Here is a 21,548-nt window from a genome sequence, read left to right as displayed (position 1 = left end):
GGTTACTTGGTTCCCCAGCTGGTCAGCTTGACCTCGTCGATCCACGGCCGACCCGAGTGCTCGAGCGCGGCGATGTCGGCGTCGACCATGATGCGGGCCAGCTCGGCGGTGTCGACCTCGGCCTTCCAGCCCAGCTTGTCCTGCGCCTTGGATGCATCGCCGACGAGAGCGTCGACCTCGGTGGGGCGGAGGTAGCGTTCGTCGAACTTGACGTGCTCTTCCCAGTTCAACCCGGCGTGACTGAAGGACGTTTCCACGAAGTCCCGCACGGTGAAGTTACCGCCGGTGGCGAGGACGAAGTCATCCGGTTCGTCGGCCTGCAGCATCCGCCACATGCCCTCGACATACTCCGCGGCGTAACCCCAGTCGCGGATCGAGTCCAGGTTGCCCAGGTACACGTGATCCTGGGTGCCCGCCTTGATCGCTGCGACGGCGCGGGTGATCTTGCGGGTCACGAAGGTCTCACCACGGCGCGGGGACTCGTGGTTGAACAGGATCCCGTTCACGGCGAACATGTCATACGCCTCGCGGTAGTTCTTCGTCACCCAGTAGGAGTAGACCTTCGCGGCGCCGTACGGGGACCGCGGGTAGAACGGGGTCTCCTCGTTCTGCGGCGGCGGCGTCGCGCCGAACATTTCCGAACTAGACGCCTGGTAGAACCGGGTCGTGATGCCCGACATCCGCACGGCTTCCAGCAGACGGATGGTACCCATGCCGGTGGTGTCACCGGTGTGCTCGGGCTCGTCGAAGGACACTCGCACGTGTGACTGCGCGGCCAAGTTGTAGACCTCGTCCGGCTGAATCTCGGCCAGCAGGGTCACCAGGCGGGAGCCGTCGGACAGGTCGCCATAGTGCAAGAACAACTTCGCCTGGGGGTCATGCGGGTCCACATACAGGTGATCAATCCGCGACGTATTAAACGTCGACGCACGACGAATCAAACCATGAACCTCGTACCCCTTAGCGAGCAACAACTCAGCCAAATAAGAACCATCCTGGCCAGTAATACCGGTAATAAGCGCGCGCTTAGTCAATTGGTCCCCCAAGGGTGTCGGGCAACAGCGATCGGACATGGCGTCCGTCGACGATGCCGGGCTGTTTCGTTTCATGGCTGAGCATATGGATTCGGCCGCGGTGACGCAAACGGGGGGCATCCGAGTCTGTCATCAACGGCGTCTGGCGGGCTTCGCCAGCGCGCGAAGCCAACTCGCGAATTTGTCGATAGCGGCTCTTTCGCTCAACACTTCCAAGCGGTAGCGGAATCCGTTCTCTCCCAGGCTGCGGGCGAGTTCGGGGTCACCCCCCAGCACAAGGGCGGAGTCCAGAAGCGCCTGCGGATCACCGGCGAGCACGATCCGGCCGGCGGAAGCGGCGTCGATCTCGCTGGCGGTGAGCCCCTCGGGATCTGTGGCACCGATTACCGGCCTCGCGGCGTTGAAGTAGGAAGTGAGCTTGCTGGGCACGGCCATCTCAGATACGCCCGGCTTTTCATTCACCAGCAGCACGTCCGCCGAAGCGAGGGCGTCCTGGAAGTCTGTGTCGTCGAGCGAACCAACGAACTGCAGTCGGCTCACGCCCGCCCCAAGTGCCTGCAGTTCCTCTCGTTGGCTGCCGTTTCCCAGCAGCACGAATCGCACAGGACTGCCTTGCTCGTCGGCGAGACGCGCGGCGTCAACCACGTTTTCCAGGCCCTGTTTCACACCCATGTTGCCGGCGTGCAGAACCACAGTCTCAATGTCGGACCATCCATAACGGGCCCTGGTCTCCGCGACATCGGTGGCACCCGTGGCGTCCAAGTGCGTCCAGTTCCGCACGACCTCGATGCGCTCAGGGCGGACGCCGAGGTTGCGGCTGAGGTGTTGGCCGAATCTGTCGTGGATAACCACAACCCCGGCCGCGGCCTTGAGCGTGACCTTCTCAATCCAGGTGATTAGTTTGGCCACCGGTCCGTCACCCATGCCCGTTTCGGTGATCCCGAGGCTGTAAATGTCCTGCACCCATACGTTCACCAGAGGCCGTTTCGGGCTCAGCCGGGCACGCACCATGGCAACAGCGGTCGAGAAGAGAGCAGGCGAGACCATCACGATCACATCAGGGCTGCCCCATCGAGCGAAGAACACGCGGACACCGAAGGAAAGCTCCGACACGAGCCGGTTCACTCCCCCCGGGTTGGCGGGCACGTAATGGCGCAACCTCGTGACCGGTACGGCGTTGATGACCTCTGAACTGGTCCATCGACCGTAGCCATCATGGATCTTCCACTCCGGATAATGCGGATGAGCTGTCAATGCGCGCACGGTCATACCATGCTGCGCCAGGCCACCCACGAGAGAACTGGTGTAGGGCGAAATGCCGGTGACCTCTGGCGCGAAGTTCAGCCCGATTACGAGCACGCGGATCGAAGGACGACCGCCTAAACCGGCTAGCGGGTTATCCTCGTCGACACTTGTCAAATTCGTGCTTCTCTCTTTCGTTTAGCCAGCAAGTGAACCAGCTTGAGCCCCCAGGAGGACTGGTCTTGCCCGTTCGGGTGACAAGCGCCCCGTGGTGTCATAGCCTAACCACGACAGTTGCCCTCCCCCAGTTCAGCGCGAAGTCGCAGGAGTAAATTGCGGGTTTCGGTCACGTAAATACTCAACGCCAGGCCACAGAGTGAACCCCTAATGGGGCACAGAGGCATAATAATGACGTGAGCGTGCAATTGCAGGGAGGACTTCATGGGACCAAAGGAAATGCACTCTGCAAACGACGTACGGGTGATCAACCTTTCTTTAGCGCCAGGGGAGAAGGCCGCTTGGGGTAAGACAAAGGCACTGGTGTACTTGTGGGCAGTAGTAGAGCTGCTGTTAGTCACCAACGCTTGGCAGATTAGCTCGACCCTTCGTATCCGTGCTTTGCGATTGTTCGGCGCTGAGATCGGTAATGGCGTCATCTTCCGCCCGCGGACCCGAGTCAAGTTTCCTTGGAAGCTGCACATCGGTGATCGCTCCTGGATCGGAGAGGGCGTCTGGTTTCACAACCAGGACCAAATGTTTGTTGGCAGCGATGTCGTACTTTCGCAGGACACCTTCCTCACTACTGGCAGCCATGCACACCGCCGTGACATGGGGTTGATCACAAGGCCCATAGTGATTGGCGACGGGGCTTGGATAACTTCTCGTTGCGTCGTACTTGGCGGCGCTCACGTTGGCACCTCAGCTCTGGTACAGCCCGGCACTGTTGTGTCGGGCACAGTCCCGCCTAACACTATTTGGGGCTCAGCCGCCACCCCTGGCCCTCTCGGCAAACGGTTCGGCTAGGCTTCTGGTTTCGCGCAGAACGATGCTCCGGTCTAAGACCGGGTTTCTTCACTTGAACGATCGGAGCCGCGTCGACGACCGGACCACCGATCGCGAGTGCTTGACCGCGACCAACTTCGCCTGTTTCCTTGATGGTTTCTTTCTAGGGCGGCGATCTGCGACACGTGCCGCGCATGCCGGATCAGTTGAATCTATCTACCAGATGGACCAAACGGAAGTTCTAAGACTCACAGGTCAATTCTCGGCTCCAAGCCGCGACAAAATGCAAGGTAAAGCATGAAGATACTTCGAACCGTGCCGCTGGTAAGTGCGAGCGGTCGATATGGTGGCCCCTCAGACTCGTCAATCGCCCAGGCTCGTCTTCTGTCTCTCGACGGCAACGACGTGACTCTGGCGGCAGGGTTCTTCATTGGAGACAAACCGGACTATCCCCGGGATCAAGTGACGTATCGCCTCTTTCCGGTCAAATCTTTGTTTCCCGCTCCAGGATTCACCACGGTAGGTTCCGTGGGCGGAGTTCGCGCGCTTCTTCATGAAGTCAGGGCGGCGGAGATCATCCATGTGACCTACAGCAGGGAGTTCCTCCCCCTCGCAACTGTTGTGCTGGCGCTAATGATGCGTAAGCCTCTCGTCCTCCAGCCACATGGCATGCTGACTGCCAGGACTGGTCGACTACACCACATTGTCGACACCGTCACGCGGCCTTTGTTTAGGCGAGCTAGCGCCGTAATCGCGCTCACGTCCCAAGAAGCTGATGCCTTAAGCCGCTGGGTAGGCACTGGTATGCCCGAGTGCTTCCATGTCGGCAATCCACGAATCGATGAGGCACCTACCAACCAAACTGGTTCTTCTCAAGAAAACGAAGCGCTGTTCCTGGCCAGGCTTGAGCCACGCAAAAGGTTGGTTGACTTCGCCGAAGCGGCCGTCCTCGCGGAAGCATCAGGATCTCTCACCTCGTATCGCATCGTTGGCCCGGATCAGGGGGATCTTCAAAACATCGAGGGGATTCTCAACAGTGCGGCGCTCCTCGCATACGAAGGCGCCGTTCCAGCGTCGGAAGTGGCTGGACGGCTAAGTTCCACAGGAGTGTTCGTCTTACCCTCATTTCAGGAACCGTGGGGAAATGTCTTGGTACTCGCGTTGTCTATGGGGATTCCGGTTGTCGTCACGCGTTCCGCAGCCCTGGCAACTGTTATCGAACTTTACGGAGCAGGGAAGATCGTCGACGATGGAGCTCCGTCGCAGATAGCAGCGGCAGTCAGCGCCCTGCTAGATGAGCCAGAGGCTTACAAACAGGCCTCTCGTGCGGCTCTCTCTCTAAGCTCCGATCTCTTTGACGACTCGGCAATCCGGGAGGAACTCGGTCGCGCGTACGCCTTTGCGATCAACACAGCAAAAAAACATCAGCGACCGTAAGCACAAACGAGCACGGGTTGAGAACTTCACCCCCCACCTACCTCAACGAATCGAAACGGACACGCCTTGCTCAGAAGTTGTTCAGTGGTAATTCCCACAACAAACCGGCCTACACTGGGGCGCGCGGTTGCAAGCGCTCTTGCCCAGACGGGGATTGACCTAGAAGTCTTGGTCGTCATGAACGGCTCCGGACCATCCCCAAGATTCGATGATCCCCGTGTGCGAGTGCTGCGCAGCGATCCGATTGGCCGAGGAAATCTTGCCCGGCAAACCGGTATCGACGAAGCTCAGCACGATCTCATTGCTCTTCTGGACGATGACGACTGGTGGGACCCTCGCAAGACTGAACTTCAAATTCAAGCAGCCGAGGCATTGGGCCTCGGAACCGATGACAAATGGTTGTCTATCACTGCGACATACCGCGTCTTCGATGGAACACCCGCTACGGTCGTCTGGCCAACGAGACCATTCGGAGAAATTACAGATGTGGCGCACTACCTCTTTAGGAGGACACGCGCGCGGACGTCTGGTCAGACTGTCCAATCGTCAACGTTCTTAGCTCCTAGGTCCTTTGCAGCGACCAATAGATTTGATCCGTCCATAATCATTCATCAGGACTGGGCATGGGCAATTAGGGCAGTAGCCACAAACAACGCCAAGCTGGTGCCTCTGTCCGCCCCGCTTGCTTACCGGGATGTGTCTACGTCGTCCAGCATGACAAGTCAATCTCGCTGGCGTGACAGTTATGAGTGGGGACAGACGCTTCTCTCCTCTTACCCACGACCTCTTATCGGAGATTTCAACTTGACCGTCCCTCTTCCTCTCGCTGCTTCCGAAAAGGACTGGCGCGGAGTTTTCTGGATACTTTCTCGGAGCATAGGGAGACGATCCCCCTCCTTTTGGGCCTCTGTCAGCGCCATCAAAGCTATCGCCGTACATTTTGCTCGCCCGGCCAGATTGGAGCCGCAAGGATGATTCCAGCGGCCAGAACTCAAAACTTGATCTATGTAATGAACGAATTCCCAGTGCGCAGCCACACATTCGTTACAAACGAGCTGCTCGCGCTGCAAGCGAATGGGATGCGGGTGCAGGTGGTCGCAAGTCGGGCTGGTAGTGTTCCGCCGATCCCTGGTGTTGCTGTGACCGTTGTGTCTCACATCCCTCTCCGTCGAGTAGCGGCTGGGCATATCCGGTTAGCCGCAGACCGTCCGCGGACTTATGCCCGATACATCGCCTGGGCTCTGCGAAACCTTCGAAGTGGCTTGCCCTGGACGTTGTACGCGCCGGCGATCGTGCTGGATGCAAGTCTCTCCATCGACTCTCACAGTCATCTTCACACGCACTTCGCATCACGTGCCGCCATCTTGGCGCGCAGCCTCCAACTATTGACCGGCGCAAGTCGGTCAGTCACGACGCACGCCGCGGATATATACAAGACCAATTCGTCGCTTCCTCGCCAGTTAGAAGGCGCGGTCGTGGCTACGGTAACGGAATACAACAGAGTACTTCTCAAGAGCCGAGGGTTTCAGGAAGTACATCTTGTTCGATGTGGGGTCCCCGTAGGCGAGACAATGCCAAATAGAGACAGTAATTCATCCCCACCACGAATAGTCTCTGTGGGTCGCCTAGTGCCGAAGAAAGGTCATGCGATATTAATCAGAGCCTTCGGCGAGGTCATCAAATCCTGGCCGGATGCAGAGCTATCCATTGTCGGAGACGGCCCTCAACGGCAAGAGCTCGAAGGACTGATTGACGAGCTAGGGCTGAGCCATCAGGTGAAGCTCTTGGGGTCTATGCCCTCCAAGGAAGTCGCAATCCAGATGGGGCTTGCCAACATTTTCGCCCTTGCTTGCGTTGTCGACTCAACCGGCGATGCCGACGGACTCCCGGTCGCCTTTCTCGAGGCGGGCGCATCCGCATTACCCATCGTTGGATGTCTGGTCAGCGGTGTGGGTGAGTTCTTGTCTGAGGAGACCTCGTGGCTAGCGGAGAGTGGAAGCGTTAGAGATCTGGCCGACAAGTTATGTGCCGCAATCTCTGATCCTCTTGCGTCCCGAGAACGAGCACATAGCGCATGGCAGCTCGTCGGACGAGAGTTCAGTATCGAAAGCCAGATAGCCGGCCTCCGTAATGTCATCGAATCCGCGACGGCGGTTCGACAGCAGTGACTATACCCATCCCCCCAGCTGGCCGAAGTAGAGTCCATCCGGAAACAGCCAAGTTGCTCGGCGGCCTGTTTCGGGCGCGACGGACACGTGGCCGTTCAGCGAAAAGCGAGGCGCGGTCAGTGGCGAAGGCGGTAGTTACAAAACGCTCGACCATACGCGACATGGGATCGACAAGCGGTTACCGTCTCCTACAGCTCGCACTTGCCTTCGTCGTGAATTCGTTCACCATTCGGATCCTGACCGATGAGCACGGTCTCAACGGATACGCCTTATACGCACTCATCGGGTCTTTTCTCAGCTTGCTTCCCTTTGCTGACCTCGGGTTGGGAGTCGGACTAGTCAATGCAACTTCGGATCTTCGCTCGGGGAGGATTGTGAAGGATGAATACGACCGCATAGTTCGGAGAACCAGAGATACCCTCCTCATAGTCTCGGTTGTTCTACTCAGCGTCGATGTCGTGATGTTACTCACCGGCACATGGGGCGTAATCCTCGGAAACGCTTCGGACGATTTTGGCGCCCAAGTGGCAAGCTCACTAACCCTCGCCGCACTAGCCCTGACGCTGCCGTTTGGCATTGGTGCCCGCATCCTTCAAGGCCTACACCTTATGCGAGTTGTAACTATGCTCGGTGTGATGCAGCCGTTTATTCAGGCTGCGGGCATTTTGGTTTGCTGGGCCGCAGACTTGCCCGCCTTCATGTTCGCTGTCGTGCCGGCAATTACGTATTTCTCGAGCGGTGTGATTGTCTTCTGTGTTTCGCATCGCAAAGCAAAACTGCGCCTGGGAATGCCCCTCGCACATCTGTTCAGGCCGCTCGGCCTCGTCTACCGTATATCCGCCAGCGCAGTCCCGTTTTTGATTATTTCTATGTCCATGGCAGTTGCATTTCAGACGGCTCGGCTTCTGCTGGCCCAAATTGGTAGCGTTGCACAACTTGCGGAATATTCTTTCATAGCCCAGTATTTTGCGCCGATGCTCGCTCTAGTCACCGTTTCGGCCCAGAACCTTTGGCCACGATATCGAGACAGTCTCAACGCGGGTTCGCTTCGTGTGCCTCACCTCCTTCGACACGTCGCACTCTTCTTAGGTCTTGGGCTCGGCGGCGCTGGAGGTCTGGCCATCGTTGTCCTGGGGATCTCCCGTTTTGTTCTAAAGACTGATCTTCTAGATGTGAATGTTCTTTTTGCGGCTTGTATATTCCTAGTAGTGATGGCTGTTCATCAGCCTTCCGCAATGCTGCTTAGTAGCCCCACCGGACTAGCTCAGCAAGCTGGGGCACTTGTCCTTATGGCGGCCGTGAACGTGTGGCTGACCATCATGTTGATTCCGGTTCTCGGTTCAGCGGCCCCCTACTGGTCAAGCACCGCATCTGTGCTGATTATCGCGGCGCTTCCCACGTTCCTCCTAGCTGTACGACGCATACGTGCCTCCAGCCTCAACGGTTCAAGTCGACGCGACAAGGCTAAGGAGGACCTTTGAGATTTCTGAGCGGGGCCGCTGACGCAGATCTAGCTCGCCTGTACCCAACCATGAAGCCAACCGTGCTGCGTTTTCTTAACGCGGCTTCTCGTAACCCTGGGCTTCTGGCAGTGATTCTGTTCCGGGTACAGACAGATGCACTCGAGAGAGGTAAGCGCGGTCGCGCAGAACGTCTGAGGGGCATGAATCACTTTCTGACCGGCGTTGATTTTGTCGTTGGCGCGAAGGCGGGCCCCGGCCTGCTCATCCATCATCCAAATGGAATCGTCGTCGGTCGCGGTGCCAAGATCGGCGCGAACTGCACCCTTCTTCAACAAGTAACGCTCGGTGAAAGATACCTGGACCAACGTGGCCCATCGGCGTATCCAACCCTAGAAGATGGAGTCACAGTGGGCGCTGGAGCACGCCTTCTAGGTGGAATCGTAATCGGGCAAGGATCGAACATTGGTGCCAACTCCGTTGTCCTGATAGATGTGCCACCTGGCCATTCAGCTGTAGGCTCACCCGCCCGAGTGCTTAAGAATCGGGCCATAGAGGAAAGGGAAGAATGACAATCACCGCAGTGTCAGTCGTTACGATCGCTTGGAACAACCTTGACGGACTCAAACTAACGGTGTCGAGCGTTCTAGAACAGGACTATGCAAACATCGAACTTATTGTTGTCGATGGGGGATCGACAGATGGAACAGCTGAGTATCTCAAAACACTTCCTAGATCGGTGCACTGGGTGAGCGAGCCCGACAAGGGCCGTTACGACGCGATGAACAAAGGTGCGCAACTCTCGACCGGCCAGTTGCTTTGGTTTATGCACTCCGGCGATTGCTTTGGCTCGAAATCCAGTGTTTCGACCGTTGTTGATTCCTGGCTGCCCACCACCCGATGGGGTTTCGGCCTTAGCCGGGTGATGTCTGGGCAGCGAGTCGTCGGAATCTTTGGATCCGTGCGCTTTAGCCTCCGTAGGTTCGCTTTGGGCGGGCGTCCAATCTCGCACCAAGCCGCAGTTATATCTAGGTCGTTGCATGACACGATCGGCGGATACGACATCAAGTTTGGATTGGCTGCCGATCAGTACTACCTGTTGAAAGCGGCTATATTGTCTCCGCCCCAAATCTGGTGCGAATTCCTCTGCAACTTCGACAACTCTGGGGCAGGTTCTGTTCGACCTGCCGTCGAACACTATCGAGATATGACCAAGGGACGACGACTGGCTGGATTTGTTTCGACACGCTCGGCCTACTTGGATACTTTGATTGCTAGCGCCTTCGCGGTTCGTGCATCCATCCAGCGCCGTGTAACCCAAAGACTTGCTCAGTAAATGACACCTCAACAAATTGACCAATCGAGCCTTGGGAATCGAAACATGATCAAAACAAAGCAGGACTATTTAGAGTTTCTTGCCGCGGACGCCCGCTCTCTTGGCAGGAGGCCAACGCTGCGCACACGACTTCGAGACGATGTCTTCCGCTTCCAGCGTTCACTACGACTAGTCGAGTACTTGACTAACACTGGAGCCCCTAAGCCGCAGCTGATGCTCGCGCGTTGGATTTTTCGACGTCAATCGATTCGGCTTGGCTTCTCTATTCCCGTTAACGTATTCGGCCCGGGCTTGGCCATCGCACACTACGGAACCATCGTCATCAACAGCCACACTCGAATCGGTGCCAACTGCCGAATTCATGTCGGTGTGAACATTGGCACGAGCGCGGGATTCGCCGATGCGTGCCCGGTTATTGGGGATAACTGCTACATCGGCCCAGGAGTCAAAATCTTCGGCCCTATCGAGATAGGCCCAGAAACAGCAATTGGGGCGAACGCCGTTGTAACCAAGAGCTTCCCTGAAGGCCACGGTACTTTAGCGGGTGTGCCTGCAAGACAGATCAGCGCAAAGACAACTGAAACGCTCCTGACCAAAGGCTGGTCAAATACTGCGGCCGGGTGAATATACCTCGGCCTCGCTGCGGCCAGCATGACAGTCGTTTCCGATACTGGCCTTCTCGGCGGCATCGAACACCGCCAGCACACTTTTGCGTGACATGCCCTGCGCGAGGGCGATCGAGCCTTGACCCCGGGAAGTGGACACGGGTTGAGCGGCGAGTTGGATCTCTGCGGCCTGTGACGAGTATTGCATCTCGAAGTCCACTGGGGTGACGTGCCCGATCGAGGAGTGGCGTCGGCGGCGGTTGTAGCGGTCCTCGATCCACTCAGCGACGCCTTGGATCGCGCGGGCGCCGGGCGGGCCACACCCGGCGGTAGTAGAACTCGGTTTTCAGGGTCGCGAAGAAGCTCTCGGCCATGGCGTTGTCCCAGCAGATCCCGATGTATCCCATCGACCAGGTGATGCCGTTCTGGGCCGCGAAGAGGGTGATCTGTTCCGACGCGTACTGGGTGCCCCGGTGGGAGTGGAAGATTACCGTCGCCGGGCGGTCCCCGCGGAGCACCAGGGCCATTCTGAGCGCGTCCTCGATGAGGTCGGTGCGCATGTTGTCGGCGATGGCCCCGCCGATGACGCGGCGGCTGTGGGCGTCGATGACGGTCGCCAAATACCCCCCCCCCCCCTCCCAGGCCCTCAGGTAGGTGACATCGCCCACCCAGACCTGGTCCAGAGCCCCGGTATCCCACTCGCGTTTCACGGCGTCGACCGGGTACGCGTCAGCGTGGTCGATGATCGTGGTTGTCTTCGATTTCTTCGGACAGATCCTCGCCAATTCCAGTCGGCGCATGGTCGTGGCGACAGTTTTGCGAGAGACGATCTCCCCGTCCGCGCGGAGATCGGCGAGGATTCTGGGGGCACCGTAGACCTCGTCGGAATCGCCGTGGAAGAACGCGACTTTCTGCTCGACGTGTACCCGTCGAAGCGACGGCAGCGACGGGGCCCGGCCGGCCCGGGCGCAACGGCCCGACCGGAACACCTCGAGAAAGCGGGCCATGCGGGATCGGCCGTGGTGGGCGGCCCGATGTCTCATCAGCGGGGCCCGTGATGAGGCGGCCCACGCCACCACGATTTGCCCACCGCAGAACCGTTCTTACTACCCCAAGAGGCTTGGCATATAGGAGGTCAGATTACGCGTCCATTTCGTCTTGATCATTTATCTGAGTTGCCCCCTCGAAGTTCTGGCTATGTCCAGTTCTCGTGGGGGCAGTTTTTTTGCGTTACGTCTGTCTAGAAATCAGTCAGAGCGCGGCCAAGGGGCACTGTAAGGGTCTGCATGAAACTCGCCGTCGTGTGGTTATTGTCTGCGTAAACAAGGATCGAACCCACCACTGCAGGGCAGTATCCATCGATGCAGAATTCGTCGCTGAGATCGATGAGAGAAACACCAGGAACCATCTCGGCTGCGAGCGGTTGCGGATCAGATGTCTCGAGGCCTTCTCGGAAAGTGCATTGAGATTGGTCATGCGCGAGCACGCAAGCGCCGGGGTCTGTCAGGCCTCCAACTACTGGCTGGGGGGTTTCCGCGAGAGCGATCAGGGACGACCCGTTGGCCGTGACGGACCGCCAGGCGTTGGCGATTCCGTTGGCCTGTGCCCGCAGGTCAACCTCAGCCGTTGGGATGCCGTCCGCTGAGCTCGAACGGCCGGACACGAATACGAGATCGGGGGTATGAGACATGATCCAATCTTGAGCTGACTGGTTCCAGAGAGCGCAGTTGGCGTCTACTGCCAACGTTCCTGCCGGTGCCTGAGTGAGACGGCATCCGGTCTTCAACAGGGTTGTGATTTTCCAGTTTCGGGCTAAAGCAATATTCTCGAGGGCTGGGAGCCACTGGCCAGCGTGCGAGTCACCAGCGAGTACAACCGAAACCGCATTGTCACCCTTCGATCCGAACTCACATGTGAGCAGCTTCGTACGCGCACCTCGCTGCGCACAGTCGACCGTCGCAACGTCTCGTTGGGCGATGATCGGGTCTGGAATTACGGATGAAGTGTTCGCGGCGGGGGCGCATCCTGGCTGCGCTGCGTTCCAGCCAAGGCACAAGAAGTCCGACGCCTGAGCGTCGGCCAGGGCTATCTCGGCCTCAGATGATCGCTGGGTCGTTGCGGCTAGTCCGGGTAGCGCGACGGCCGCGACAGCGATGCTGCCGATCAGCGCGACTCGAAGGCCGACAAGAGCTCGACGGACCGGTTTTGCACCGGCAGCGAAATTCGGCGTCTGCCTGAATCGATCCTCGACGTATCGCTTGGATGCCCAGCCTGCTGCCGCTGAGAGAGCGATCAATCCGAGTCGTTGCGGTCCGGTAAGTGGACTTCCGGCAATCACAGGAATGATCACGATCAGCGGCCAATGCCAGAGATACAGCGAGTAGGAAATGGCCCCAAGCCACTGGGTGATACGGAATCGGATGAGCCACTGGGTGGACCACCATTGCGCGGGCACGCCCGCTGCAATAACGAGCAGAGTAGATGCAACCGGGATGAGTGCGATCCAGCCTGGAAATGGCGTGGCCCCTGAGAGCGTGATGACGCACGCTGCAATCACGGCCAGCCCGCACCAGCTTGCGAGCCCTGCCACGAACCGGTTTCGGATCCGAAGCCCGATGGCAGCGGCGATGCCCCCGGCGGCAAATTCCCAGATCCTCGTAGGGGTTACGAAGTATGCCTCAGCGGCGCTGACGTTCGTGAACCAGATCGAGTACCCGAGCGAAGCGATGAGGGCGATGCCGATCGTCCAGATAGGTTGATTCCTTCGACTGAGGCCGGTCTTCGAAAGAGCCCATAGGCCGAAAACTAGCCAAATGGGCCAGAGCAGGTAGAACTGCTCTTCCAGGCTTAGGGACCAGAAATGCTGGACCGGACTCGCGTTAGCGGATGCAGCCAAGTAATCAGTGGAACTCAGGGCCAGGTACCAGTTCTCGACGTAGAAGAGGCTCGAAACTACTTGCCCGAGCCAGTCTTTCCAGTACGTCATCGGAATGAGAAGTATGGTGACCACGGCGACCACGGCAAGGACTAGAAGTGCCGCAGGCAGCAGGCGACGAACTCGACGCATGTAGAAGCGCCGAAACCGGAATGTGCCCGTGCTCTGGATCTCGCGCTGTATATGCGCAGAAATGAGGTACCCGGAAATCACGAGGAACACGTCGACACCGATATAGCCGCCCGAAAATGTCTTGGGCCACAGATGGTAAAGAAGTACAGCAGTCACGGCCAGCGCGCGGAGCGCTTGAATCTCAGGCCGAAACTTGGAATCTCCACCTGTCTTAGGGGCGAAACGACGTGGTCGGAGCGGCGCGGACGCACCCTGTATCGACTGGATGCTCATGATCCCCATACCTAATACGCTCCATCCCGGGCAACTACGGCCTTCGCAGTGCGCCACAGGATTGTGATGTCCCCGGTCATCGACCAGTTCTCCACGTAGTAGAGGTCTAGGCGGACGGTGTCTTCCCACGACAGGTTGGAGCGCCCACTTACCTGCCAGAGCCCAGTGATACCTGGCTTGACCAAGAATCGGCGGTGCACGTGGTTTTCGTACTCCGATACTTCTCGTTCAAGGGGTGGCCTCGGGCCAACCAACGACATCGTACCGCCAAAAACGTTGAAGAGCTGGGGCAATTCGTCCAGGCTGAACCGCCGCAAGAATCTCCCGATGGGAGTAATTCTTGGGTCGTCCTTCATCTTGAACATGACGGCATTGCCCTCCGAAAGGGCCTGTAATCCGGGCAAGCGGGCCTCGGCGTCTGTGACCATGGAACGGAACTTGAGCATGTTGAAGTGACGCCCATTGATACCGATACGATCCTGCCGAAAGAGCACGGTGCCAGGGGTGCTTAGCCGGATCGCGATCGCGATGATGCCCAGAAACGGCGACAGACACAGGATTAAGGCAGCGCTACCGAGCAAGTCGAAACCTCGCTTCGTGTAGAGCTTCATGCCCTCATAGCGTGGAGTCTCGACGTGGATGAGAGGCAGGCCGGCCACCGGCCGAGTATGAATGCGTGGGCCGCCGATGTCAGTCAAACTTGGAGCCACAACGAGGTGTTGGCGACCTGGTTCCAGGCTCCAGCTCAATTCGCGCATCCTATGCGGCGCGAGTTCGTCACTACTGGTGACTACGACAGTGTCGGCCTGGACGGCAGCCATGGCGGCCTGTAACTTCTCAACATTGCTGAACACCGGAATCTCGGTTCCCGGTAGGTAGTCAGCGACGAGCCCACTCGGTATGCAAGCGCCCACCACGAGATATCCCGCCGACGGTTGACGCGCAAGCTCGCGGGCAAGGTGCGTTGCCGATGCCTCGGAGCCGACCAACAGGACGCGAGACGAAAACCGCCCGTCAAGGCGTTGCACACTCAGCCACTGCCTCCACATCCATCTCGAGAGGATCAGAACGCCGAGCCCGAGAGGAAATGCGATGAGGATATAGCCTCTCGCAATATCGACATGAAACAGAAAGGCAACGATGGCGACAAGGCCAAAAAGTCTCACGGTGCCATCTGCGACTTGCTTGTACTCCTGCGGCCCGGTGCCGAGCACTCGGTAGCCCCTACTTCCGTAGATACCCAACATGAGAGTCCACGCTGCGATAAGGGTGACTGAGAAGATCGTGTAGCTCACAGCGACCTCGTTGAGTCGCCCTCTGAACTGGATGTCGGACGCAGCCAGTCCAAACCAGGCGATCTGCACGCCGAACACGACCCAGATCAGCACCAGCACGTCGGTCACTATCAAGCGGGCAGCGTACGTGTCGCGCCAGTCTCGGTGCAGGATGGGTCTGGCGATATCCGGCCGCCCAGCTGACAAACCTGTCTTGCTCATGTTCCCCCACGTCACACCAAAATGGAACCAAAATTCGTCCTCGTTCGGCGATCGAATCACCTCGTCGCCGCCAGTCCCGTAGGGCGCCGACGGCTTCGGACATGGCGACAGCGCCAGGCAACGGTCTCCGATGGTCCGTGACCTGGAGACAACCCACTGATCGAGGCGTAGACGCTTCTACCGAGCAGGGCGATCAGCTGCACTCCCTCGAAATCTGGAAGACTGACCGTCGATATAACGTACCCCAATTGGGTTACGTCTAGATTAACTTGGACTTTAATCGCAAGCTCATTCGGGTGTCACTCAACGCAACGCGGGGCCTCCCAGTTATTTGCGGCCCGATACGATCGCGAATGCTCGTACAACTGTGCCTACACCTGCATCCACGCGAGCCCCCACACGTTCATACACCTCCCACGGCTGGCGGTAAGGGTCTTCGATGTCATCGTCCATGAGGTTCTCCGGCGGGGGGAAATACCCGCGGGTGGCTGCAACTTCGGCTACGAACGAGCGAAGTCGCCCTGATTCGCCCTCGCTGTTCTCGAGAGCAGCGGATTGAAGAAACCCACTTTCGAGAACTGGATCCACAAGCCGCGCGAATTGATTCAGCGTGAAGCAATATCTCGCCGCGCGTGGATGGAACCCAACGACCGCACCGCGGTGTTCTCTAGTGGCAGTAAGAATCAAATCTGCCGACGCCGCAAGTTCTTGTGTGAGCTGACGCGCCTCGTGATTCTCACCGGCGCCACCGTACCGGTGAGCGACCTTCATCGCCTCGGGGGTCATTCCGCGGCCGACCAAGGCGCCACTTCCGGCGCTGTGCACATTGCACGGCATTCCAAGCGCGTGCAAACGCGAACGGAGTAGATCCTCAGCGATTGGAGAGCGACAGATGTTGCCAGTACACACAGTCAGCACATTGAAGGGCCGCTCGCCCAGAGGCAGGTTCATACTCAGCGCCGGACCTTAGCCTTCTTGGCCCGTACGCGTCTCGGAGCCGATTCCGTACTGGAGATGGCCACAACGTCGTCGCCATACCCGTAGCCGTACCCATAGCGTCCATACCCGTAGGCGTCAGGCCCCTTGGTGGGAAGCATGGTGAGCACGAGGCCGGAAATCGGGGCACCCACGTTGTCGAGAGCGCTGATGGCACCCTTTAGCTGATTCTTGTGAGTACGCCCCGCTGCCACTACGATAATTGCGCCACCGACGTTCTTGGCCAAGATTGCTGCGTCGGTGACGGGCAGAAGAGGGGGCGTGTCATATATGACCACGTCGAACATCCGGTTGAACTCGCCGATGAAATGGCTCATTCTCGCGGAACCGAGCAACTCACTCGGATTCGGCGGGATTTGCCCTGCAGGAAGAACAAACAGCTGGGCCTTTCCCCATGGTTGGATGAGGTCGTCCAATTCGGCGCGGCCGATGAGCAAGTCGGTGAGACCAACCGCGCCTTCCACGCCCATGTACTCGGCGACTTTCGGGCGCCGCAAGTCCGCGTCAATCAGCAATACCCGCGAACCGGCATCCGCCAGGGCAATGGCGAGGTTCGCTCCCGTTGTGCTCTTTCCTTCGCTCTCAATGGATGAGGTGACCACGAAGCTGCGGTCGGTTCGGCCAACGTCAAGGAACTGAAGGTTCGTTCGCAGTGTACGGAAGGACTCGGCGCGGGGGCTGCGAGGGTCGACGTGAACGATCAATGGCCGGTCGCGTGCGCGGGGGTCGAATACGATCCCACCGAGGATGGGCACCTGCGTCACTCCTTCGACGTCGTGCTCATTGCGGACACGGGTCTCGAGTGTCTCCCGGAGGACGGCTAGTCCGACGCCCAGTGCAAGGCCCACCAGCGTGCCCAGCACGATATTCAGCGGGACGTTCGGACTAACTGGCTTTGACGGGACCGTGGCCTCCTGGGCACGAGTGAGCTTCACCGGAGAAATGGCGTCGACGGCGGCCGGCGCTTCGATCTCCTCTACAACGGCGGTAAGGCTTTGCGAGATGGAGTTGGCCGTCTTAGCGGCGCGGACGGGGTCCTCATCGGTCACAGTGATGTCGATGATCGACGTGTCGAGTGGTGCAGATGCGGTTATGCGGCTGGCCAACTGGTCGCTAGTGATTCCGAGTTCGAGCTTCGCTATTACTGGAAGAAGCACAATTGGAGTCGCTACAAGGCTCGAATAAGTCTTCACTCTTTGAATGGTGAAGGTGCTGCCCTGCTGAAGTTCACTCGTCGTCCCGGTTCCCTGCGTGGACACGAACACCTTCGCCGTGGCACTGTACTTGGGCGTCAGCGTAAGCGAATAGGCCGCGGCGAGTCCTGCGCCCACCAACGTGAAGAGGACAATGAGCACCCAGCTCTTGCGCAGGATCCGAATATAGTCGCGAAGTTCCACTCAGCGGCCTTTCTTTGAGGTGCAATTCGAGGCCGTATACCTGCGCCCCCCTTTATGGTGCCATACGATTGCGTCCGGCCTGCCACTGACCCGTTTCCATCGTGAGTCGGCGGAGCCGCTAGCTTTGCCTCATGGACTCTGATCTGCGGGTGACCCGAACACGACGATGGGGCGTGGTCGACGCGGCGTGGGGGGTCCTTGCTTCCCTGATCTTGGTGGTCCTGTTGGGCGCCGCTGCGCTGCGCGGGTGGCCACGCGACCCGGTGCTGGGCGAGCTGTTCAGCTACCTGGTGGTGTGGGTGCCGTTGCTCGCGGCGGTGCTGATCGCGAGCATGGTGCGAGGTCGCCGGTCGCTGGCACGGGACTTCGGATTCACGTTCCGCCCGCTTGACTTACTCTGGGGGCTCACCCTGGGCGTGCTCGCCCGGCTGATCACGGGTTTCATCGAGATTGCGGGGTATGGCCGGCTTGGCTCGGCCGGCGCCACCTTCGGCGAACCGGTGCGGGACCTGTGGTGGGTATTCGCGGCACTGCTGGCACCGGTACTGATCAGCCCGGTCATCGAGGAACTGTTTTTCCGTGGCTTGCTGGCCCGGTCGGTTCTCGCGGCCGGGGAGGCGAGCGGCGGCAGCCGGCGGGCGGCCCTGATCACCGCCATCCTGGTGAGCGGCGCGGTCTTTGCGCTGGTGCATGTGGTGAGCGCGGGCACGCCCACCGCCGTGATGGTGATCGGCCTCTCCACCTTTATCTTCGGGGCGGGCGCGGCCGCTCTGGCGCTGATCACCGGTCGGCTCGGCGGAGCGATCGTGGGGCATGTCACGTTCAATGCCCTCGTGGTGGTGCCGGCGCTGCTCGGCTGAGACCGGCTGCGCTCAGGGGGTGCGTACCGCGCCATCCGGGCCGACGGTGAGGATGCGCTGGGCGCCTGACTCGATCACCAGGGTCGCGATTTCGGGCCGGCCGGCCGGGAGCACCCGCACGGTGACCCGGCCGTGCTGCACGGTGCCGAGCACCTCGGCGACGGTGTGGGCGAGCGCAGCGAGGCCGTCGGGCGGGGTGTCGCCGCTGTCGTCGAGCACGGTGACGTCTACCCCGCGCTGCCGCGCTGCGGTGACCGCCTCGGTGACCTGCGGCACGAACAGGGCGCGGCCGCGAATCGCGTCGCGGAGGCGCGCCTCCACGAGCAGGCATTGGGCGCGCTCGGGCGCGGTGAGCACGTGCGGTGCGGCGAGCATCTGCAGGGTGGGCCGGGCGAGCAGGTTCACCCGTCTCAGTTCAGCTTCGCGTTCGTCCAGCGCGGCCACCGTGGTGGCGTCGCAGCGTGCGCGGGCGATGTCGTCGTGGGTGAGTACCCGCAGGGTTGCCTCGGTGCGGTCCAGTCCCACCACGAACAGGGTGCCGGCCAGCAGAGTGCCGGCGTGCCGGACCACCAGCTCGATGCCTGCGCCCACCGACTGGCCGGTGGCCACGGCCCACGCCACGGCAGAAAGCGCGAGCACGGCGTAGCCGATCCAGGCCGCGCGGATCTGACCTCGTGCGGCCAGCACCACCAGGATCAGGGTGATCGCACCGAGGTGCCAGTGGGCGAACGGAACTCCGCTGTGCGGCGGTAAATAGATGAACATCAGCACCGCGCCGACGCCGCAGAGGCCCAAGACGATGGCGATCTGAGACCGCGGGAACGGCTCGCGGAGGGGACGCATCAGCGAGATGGCCGCGAACACGATCGCCAGGTAAGCGGCAGCCATCTCGGCCAACGGCCGGCCCGGCACAATGGCGATGATGGCGAGCACACCGTGCACGAGCACGAACAGGGCGAGGATCAGCCGGGGCAGAGGCGTAGAGAGGTCGAGCGCCCGGGACAGGGAGTAGGACTTGGCCGCAGCGGGCGGTGGGGTTTCCGGCTGGCGTTCGGCGGTTCGGCGGTCGCGGGGGGAGGTCTCGACAGGCTCGACCAGCGTGGGGGTGGGCTCGACCACCGGGGTGCGCGGTGGGCGGGTTGGGTCGCGGGTCTCGACAGGCTCGACCACCGCAGAGCTGCGCTCGGGCACCCAGGCGATCACGATGTCGGTGCCCCGGCCGGGGTGGGAGCGCACATTGGCCACACCGTTCGGCACCCGCTGCATGCGCCCGACGATGCTCTCGCTGATGCCGAGGCGCTCCGGCGGCACCCGGGCCGGCTCGAAGCCGACGCCGTCGTCGCTCACTGTCACCTGGAAACCGGCGGAGGTGGACAGCACCGTAACGGTGCGATGCACCGCACGGACGGCGCTGCGCCGGGGCCCCGGACCGGCCGACGCGACGGAGTTGCGCAGTGCCTCGCCGACGGCGCCGAGGATCGCCGCCACGGCATCGGACGGCACGGTGCGCTCCACCGGCGCGACGCCGGACGGAGTGCCCGCGTTGTCGACCCGCACAACCGCATCCGGCGCGATCTGGCGGGTCAGCCGGGTGAGCCGGCGCAGGAGGTCCGACACCAGGACGACGGGTTGCACCGGCGGGGAGCGGAGGGCGTCGAGCTGCCACAGGGTCTTCGACGCGTGCTCGGCCACCACGGCCGGTGCGGTGCGGCCGAGCCCGGCCATGAGCAGGGTGGAGATGACACTGTCGTGCACAAGGGCGTCGATGCTCAGACGTTCCTGGCGGCGGGCCACCTTGGCGGCCCGCTCGGCCTCGGCCTGCCGGGTAAGCAGGGTCGCGTCATCGACGCGTGCAGCGGCCCGGCGGGCGGCGAGGGTGAGAGCCACGAAAATGCTCACCAGCAGCAATGAATAGAGCCCGTCGGCCAGGCCGATGAGCGCCGGGTTGGCCTCCGCCGAAGTGTTGAACCGCACCAGACCGCTGAGCGTGCAGGCGAGGATCGTGAATGCCCAGGCCGTTCTGCCGCGGGCGAAGATCGCCACCGCCACGCAGGGCACCCCGGTGAAGGTGATCGCCCAGGGGATGTCGGCGCCGGCCGGCAGCGGGTCGGGCCGCACCAGGAGCCAGAAACCGGTGATGGCGATGAAGCAGAACACCTCGGCGGCCACGATCAGGCGCAGCGCCCGCACCGAGGCCCATCGGGAACAGACGCCCAGCGTCACGGGCAGGCCGAAGGACGCCGCCCATGCCGCGACGGCCAGCCCCGGGCTCGGATGCCAGATCTGCGCGGTGAAGGTGCCGATCGAGAGCACGCCGAAGATCGCGGCCGCACACGCTACGGCGATGCAGAGCAGCCGGATGAGGTTGGCGGTGGCGGTGAGGGGCTTGACGAGGGTCTCGGCCGGCGGGGTCGGCTTGGTCTCGACAGGCTCGACCAGCGAAGGGGGCTCGACCGACGTGGGGGGCTTGGTCTCGACAGGCTCGACCAGCGCAGACGACTCGACCAGCGGATCCTGCGCGCTCATGAGCGTCCGGGCACCGGTAGGATGCCGTCCTCCAGCGCACGCTTGTACAGGTCGATCTTGGTGCTGGCGGGCCGGCCCACCCGTTCATACTTCGAGCGCACCCGGCGGATGTAGTCCACCACCGTGAGTTCTGACAGCCCGGTGTGCGAGGCCACGAGCGGTGCCTTCGCACCCGCGGCGTAGAGGGAGAGCACCTCCCGCTCCCGGGGGCTGAGGCCGGCGTCGGACAGGTCGGGGTCGCCATCAAGAGCCGCCGCCCACTCGGTGGAGGCGATGGTGTCGCCGGCCGCGGCGCGGGTGACGGCGTCGAGGAGCACGTTCGCCGGTTCGGATTTGCGCACGACGCCGAGCACGCCGCTGCGGGCGGCGGCGCGCATGAGCTGGGCGTCGTCACCGCCGGTGAACGCGAGCACGGCCGCACCCGTGGCGCGCAACCGGTCGACGTTGCCGGTGACGGTGGAACCGTCGGAGAGTCGCAGGTCGAGAATGACGAGGTCGATGTGGGTCTCCCCCACCTGATCGAGCAGCTCTGCTACGGTGGCGACAGTCGCCACCACATGGATCTCCGGGATGGTGTCGAAGAGACCGGCGAACCCGCGCGCGACAATCTCGTGGTCGTCGATCATCGCCACCCGGTACCTGTGCATGC

18 protein-coding genes are annotated in these 21,548 nt (G+C 60.9%); 8 read left to right on the top strand and 10 right to left on the bottom strand.

Translation table 11 applies throughout. From position 1 onward, the window contains the following. Window positions 1-2: 2 nt before the first annotated feature. The 3 genes from gmd to PA27867_RS21165 all read right to left on the bottom strand — a co-directional run bounded on the left by gmd (window position 3) and on the right by PA27867_RS21165 (window position 3,185). Window positions 3-1,034, bottom strand: coding sequence for a GDP-mannose 4,6-dehydratase (gene gmd / locus PA27867_RS02480; protein WP_066592744.1), 1,032 nt, complete (start codon window positions 1,032-1,034; stop codon window positions 3-5). 132 nt (window positions 1,035-1,166) lie between these two features. Next, complete coding sequence (locus PA27867_RS02475; protein WP_236900806.1) at window positions 1,167-2,453, bottom strand: glycosyltransferase family 4 protein; 1,287 nt, start codon at window positions 2,451-2,453, stop codon at window positions 1,167-1,169. A gap of 393 nt (window positions 2,454-2,846) precedes the next feature. Next, complete coding sequence (locus PA27867_RS21165) at window positions 2,847-3,185, bottom strand: hypothetical protein (protein WP_236900805.1); 339 nt, start codon at window positions 3,183-3,185, stop codon at window positions 2,847-2,849. A 390-nt stretch (window positions 3,186-3,575) separates the two neighbouring features. Between PA27867_RS21165 and PA27867_RS20145 the strand changes: the two genes are divergently transcribed. The 7 genes from PA27867_RS20145 (at window position 3,576) to PA27867_RS20120 (ending at window position 10,303) form a co-directional block, all read left to right on the top strand. Then, entirely contained in the window at window positions 3,576-4,715 is a 1,140-nt protein-coding gene (locus PA27867_RS20145) for a glycosyltransferase (protein WP_084020584.1), read from the top strand. Window positions 4,716-4,799: 84 nt separating this feature from the next. Continuing rightward, complete coding sequence (locus tag PA27867_RS21375; protein WP_167550816.1) at window positions 4,800-5,690, top strand: glycosyltransferase family 2 protein; 891 nt, start codon at window positions 4,800-4,802, stop codon at window positions 5,688-5,690. Then, window positions 5,687-6,883: a glycosyltransferase gene (locus tag PA27867_RS21345; RefSeq protein WP_084020580.1), complete on the top strand. Its 1,197-nt coding sequence runs from the start codon at window positions 5,687-5,689 to the stop codon at window positions 6,881-6,883. The genes PA27867_RS21375 and PA27867_RS21345 overlap by 4 nt, the downstream gene beginning before the upstream one ends. A 119-nt stretch (window positions 6,884-7,002) precedes the next feature. Continuing rightward, a complete protein-coding gene (locus tag PA27867_RS02465) occupies window positions 7,003-8,364 on the top strand; it encodes a hypothetical protein (protein WP_157109089.1) in 1,362 nt (453 codons plus the stop codon). Window positions 8,365-8,414: 50 nt separating this feature from the next. Then, window positions 8,415-8,915, top strand: a complete 501-nt coding sequence (locus tag PA27867_RS21370; RefSeq protein WP_157109088.1) for a serine acetyltransferase — start codon at window positions 8,415-8,417, stop codon at window positions 8,913-8,915. Further along, a complete protein-coding gene (locus tag PA27867_RS20125; protein WP_084020577.1) occupies window positions 8,912-9,679 on the top strand; it encodes a glycosyltransferase in 768 nt (255 codons plus the stop codon). The genes PA27867_RS21370 and PA27867_RS20125 overlap by 4 nt, the downstream gene beginning before the upstream one ends. A gap of 45 nt (window positions 9,680-9,724) precedes the next feature. Continuing rightward, the gene (locus tag PA27867_RS20120) at window positions 9,725-10,303 is read left to right on the top strand and encodes a serine O-acetyltransferase (protein WP_084020576.1); all 579 of its coding nucleotides are present in this window, start codon (window positions 9,725-9,727) and stop codon (window positions 10,301-10,303) included. A 262-nt stretch (window positions 10,304-10,565) separates the two neighbouring features. Here PA27867_RS20120 and PA27867_RS02455 read toward each other — a convergent pair whose 3' ends face one another. From PA27867_RS02455 to PA27867_RS02440, 5 genes are all read right to left on the bottom strand, one after another. Then, the gene (locus PA27867_RS02455) at window positions 10,566-11,327 is read right to left on the bottom strand and encodes an IS3 family transposase (protein ID WP_066598860.1); all 762 of its coding nucleotides are present in this window, start codon (window positions 11,325-11,327) and stop codon (window positions 10,566-10,568) included. A 197-nt stretch (window positions 11,328-11,524) separates the two neighbouring features. Beyond that, complete coding sequence (locus PA27867_RS02450) at window positions 11,525-13,624, bottom strand: acyltransferase family protein (RefSeq protein WP_167550814.1); 2,100 nt, start codon at window positions 13,622-13,624, stop codon at window positions 11,525-11,527. 11 nt (window positions 13,625-13,635) lie between these two features. Continuing rightward, window positions 13,636-15,120: a sugar transferase gene (locus PA27867_RS02445; protein ID WP_084021349.1), complete on the bottom strand. Its 1,485-nt coding sequence runs from the start codon at window positions 15,118-15,120 to the stop codon at window positions 13,636-13,638. Between the two features lie 327 nt (window positions 15,121-15,447). Next, the gene (locus tag PA27867_RS21365; RefSeq protein ID WP_084020574.1) at window positions 15,448-16,071 is read right to left on the bottom strand and encodes a hypothetical protein; all 624 of its coding nucleotides are present in this window, start codon (window positions 16,069-16,071) and stop codon (window positions 15,448-15,450) included. Window positions 16,072-16,073: 2 nt separating this feature from the next. Beyond that, the gene (locus tag PA27867_RS02440; RefSeq protein WP_066592723.1) at window positions 16,074-17,513 is read right to left on the bottom strand and encodes a polysaccharide biosynthesis tyrosine autokinase; all 1,440 of its coding nucleotides are present in this window, start codon (window positions 17,511-17,513) and stop codon (window positions 16,074-16,076) included. A gap of 173 nt (window positions 17,514-17,686) precedes the next feature. Here PA27867_RS02440 and PA27867_RS02435 point away from each other — a divergent pair, with 173 nt between their 5' ends. After that, the gene (locus tag PA27867_RS02435; protein ID WP_066592721.1) at window positions 17,687-18,373 is read left to right on the top strand and encodes a type II CAAX prenyl endopeptidase Rce1 family protein; all 687 of its coding nucleotides are present in this window, start codon (window positions 17,687-17,689) and stop codon (window positions 18,371-18,373) included. Window positions 18,374-18,385: 12 nt separating this feature from the next. On the opposite strand, the gene PA27867_RS02430 is transcribed toward PA27867_RS02435, so the two are convergent. After that, window positions 18,386-20,899, bottom strand: a complete 2,514-nt coding sequence (locus tag PA27867_RS02430) for a hypothetical protein (protein ID WP_066592718.1) — start codon at window positions 20,897-20,899, stop codon at window positions 18,386-18,388. Next, complete coding sequence (locus tag PA27867_RS02425) at window positions 20,896-21,546, bottom strand: response regulator transcription factor (protein WP_066592713.1); 651 nt, start codon at window positions 21,544-21,546, stop codon at window positions 20,896-20,898. The genes PA27867_RS02430 and PA27867_RS02425 overlap by 4 nt, the downstream gene beginning before the upstream one ends. Window positions 21,547-21,548 lie beyond the last annotated feature (2 nt).

The sequence above is a fragment of the Cryobacterium arcticum genome (genome assembly GCF_001679725.1).
Taxonomy (GTDB): Bacteria; Actinomycetota; Actinomycetes; order Actinomycetales; family Microbacteriaceae; genus Cryobacterium; species Cryobacterium arcticum_A.
This window is presented reverse-complemented; position numbering and strand designations above follow the sequence as displayed.

What these genes read in the sequence shown, in the direction of transcription:
- PA27867_RS21370 (WP_157109088.1), top strand. Translation starts at nt 8,415, where the DNA reads ATGAAGCCAACCGTGCTGCGTTTTCTTAACGCGGCTTCTCGTAACCCT.
- PA27867_RS21345 (WP_084020580.1), top strand. Translation starts at nt 5,687, where the DNA reads ATGATTCCAGCGGCCAGAACTCAAAACTTGATCTATGTAATGAACGAA.
- PA27867_RS02425 (WP_066592713.1), bottom strand. Translation starts at nt 21,546, where the DNA reads ATGCACAGGTACCGGGTGGCGATGATCGACGACCACGAGATTGTCGCG.
- PA27867_RS20120 (WP_084020576.1), top strand. Translation starts at nt 9,725, where the DNA reads ATGATCAAAACAAAGCAGGACTATTTAGAGTTTCTTGCCGCGGACGCC.
- PA27867_RS02445 (WP_084021349.1), bottom strand. Translation starts at nt 15,120, where the DNA reads ATGAGCAAGACAGGTTTGTCAGCTGGGCGGCCGGATATCGCCAGACCC.
- PA27867_RS21365 (WP_084020574.1), bottom strand. Translation starts at nt 16,071, where the DNA reads ATGAACCTGCCTCTGGGCGAGCGGCCCTTCAATGTGCTGACTGTGTGT.
- PA27867_RS20145 (WP_084020584.1), top strand. Translation starts at nt 3,576, where the DNA reads ATGAAGATACTTCGAACCGTGCCGCTGGTAAGTGCGAGCGGTCGATAT.
- PA27867_RS02455 (WP_066598860.1), bottom strand. Translation starts at nt 11,327, where the DNA reads ATGAGACATCGGGCCGCCCACCACGGCCGATCCCGCATGGCCCGCTTT.
- PA27867_RS02450 (WP_167550814.1), bottom strand. Translation starts at nt 13,624, where the DNA reads ATGAGCATCCAGTCGATACAGGGTGCGTCCGCGCCGCTCCGACCACGT.
- PA27867_RS02430 (WP_066592718.1), bottom strand. Translation starts at nt 20,899, where the DNA reads ATGAGCGCGCAGGATCCGCTGGTCGAGTCGTCTGCGCTGGTCGAGCCT.
- PA27867_RS20125 (WP_084020577.1), top strand. Translation starts at nt 8,912, where the DNA reads ATGACAATCACCGCAGTGTCAGTCGTTACGATCGCTTGGAACAACCTT.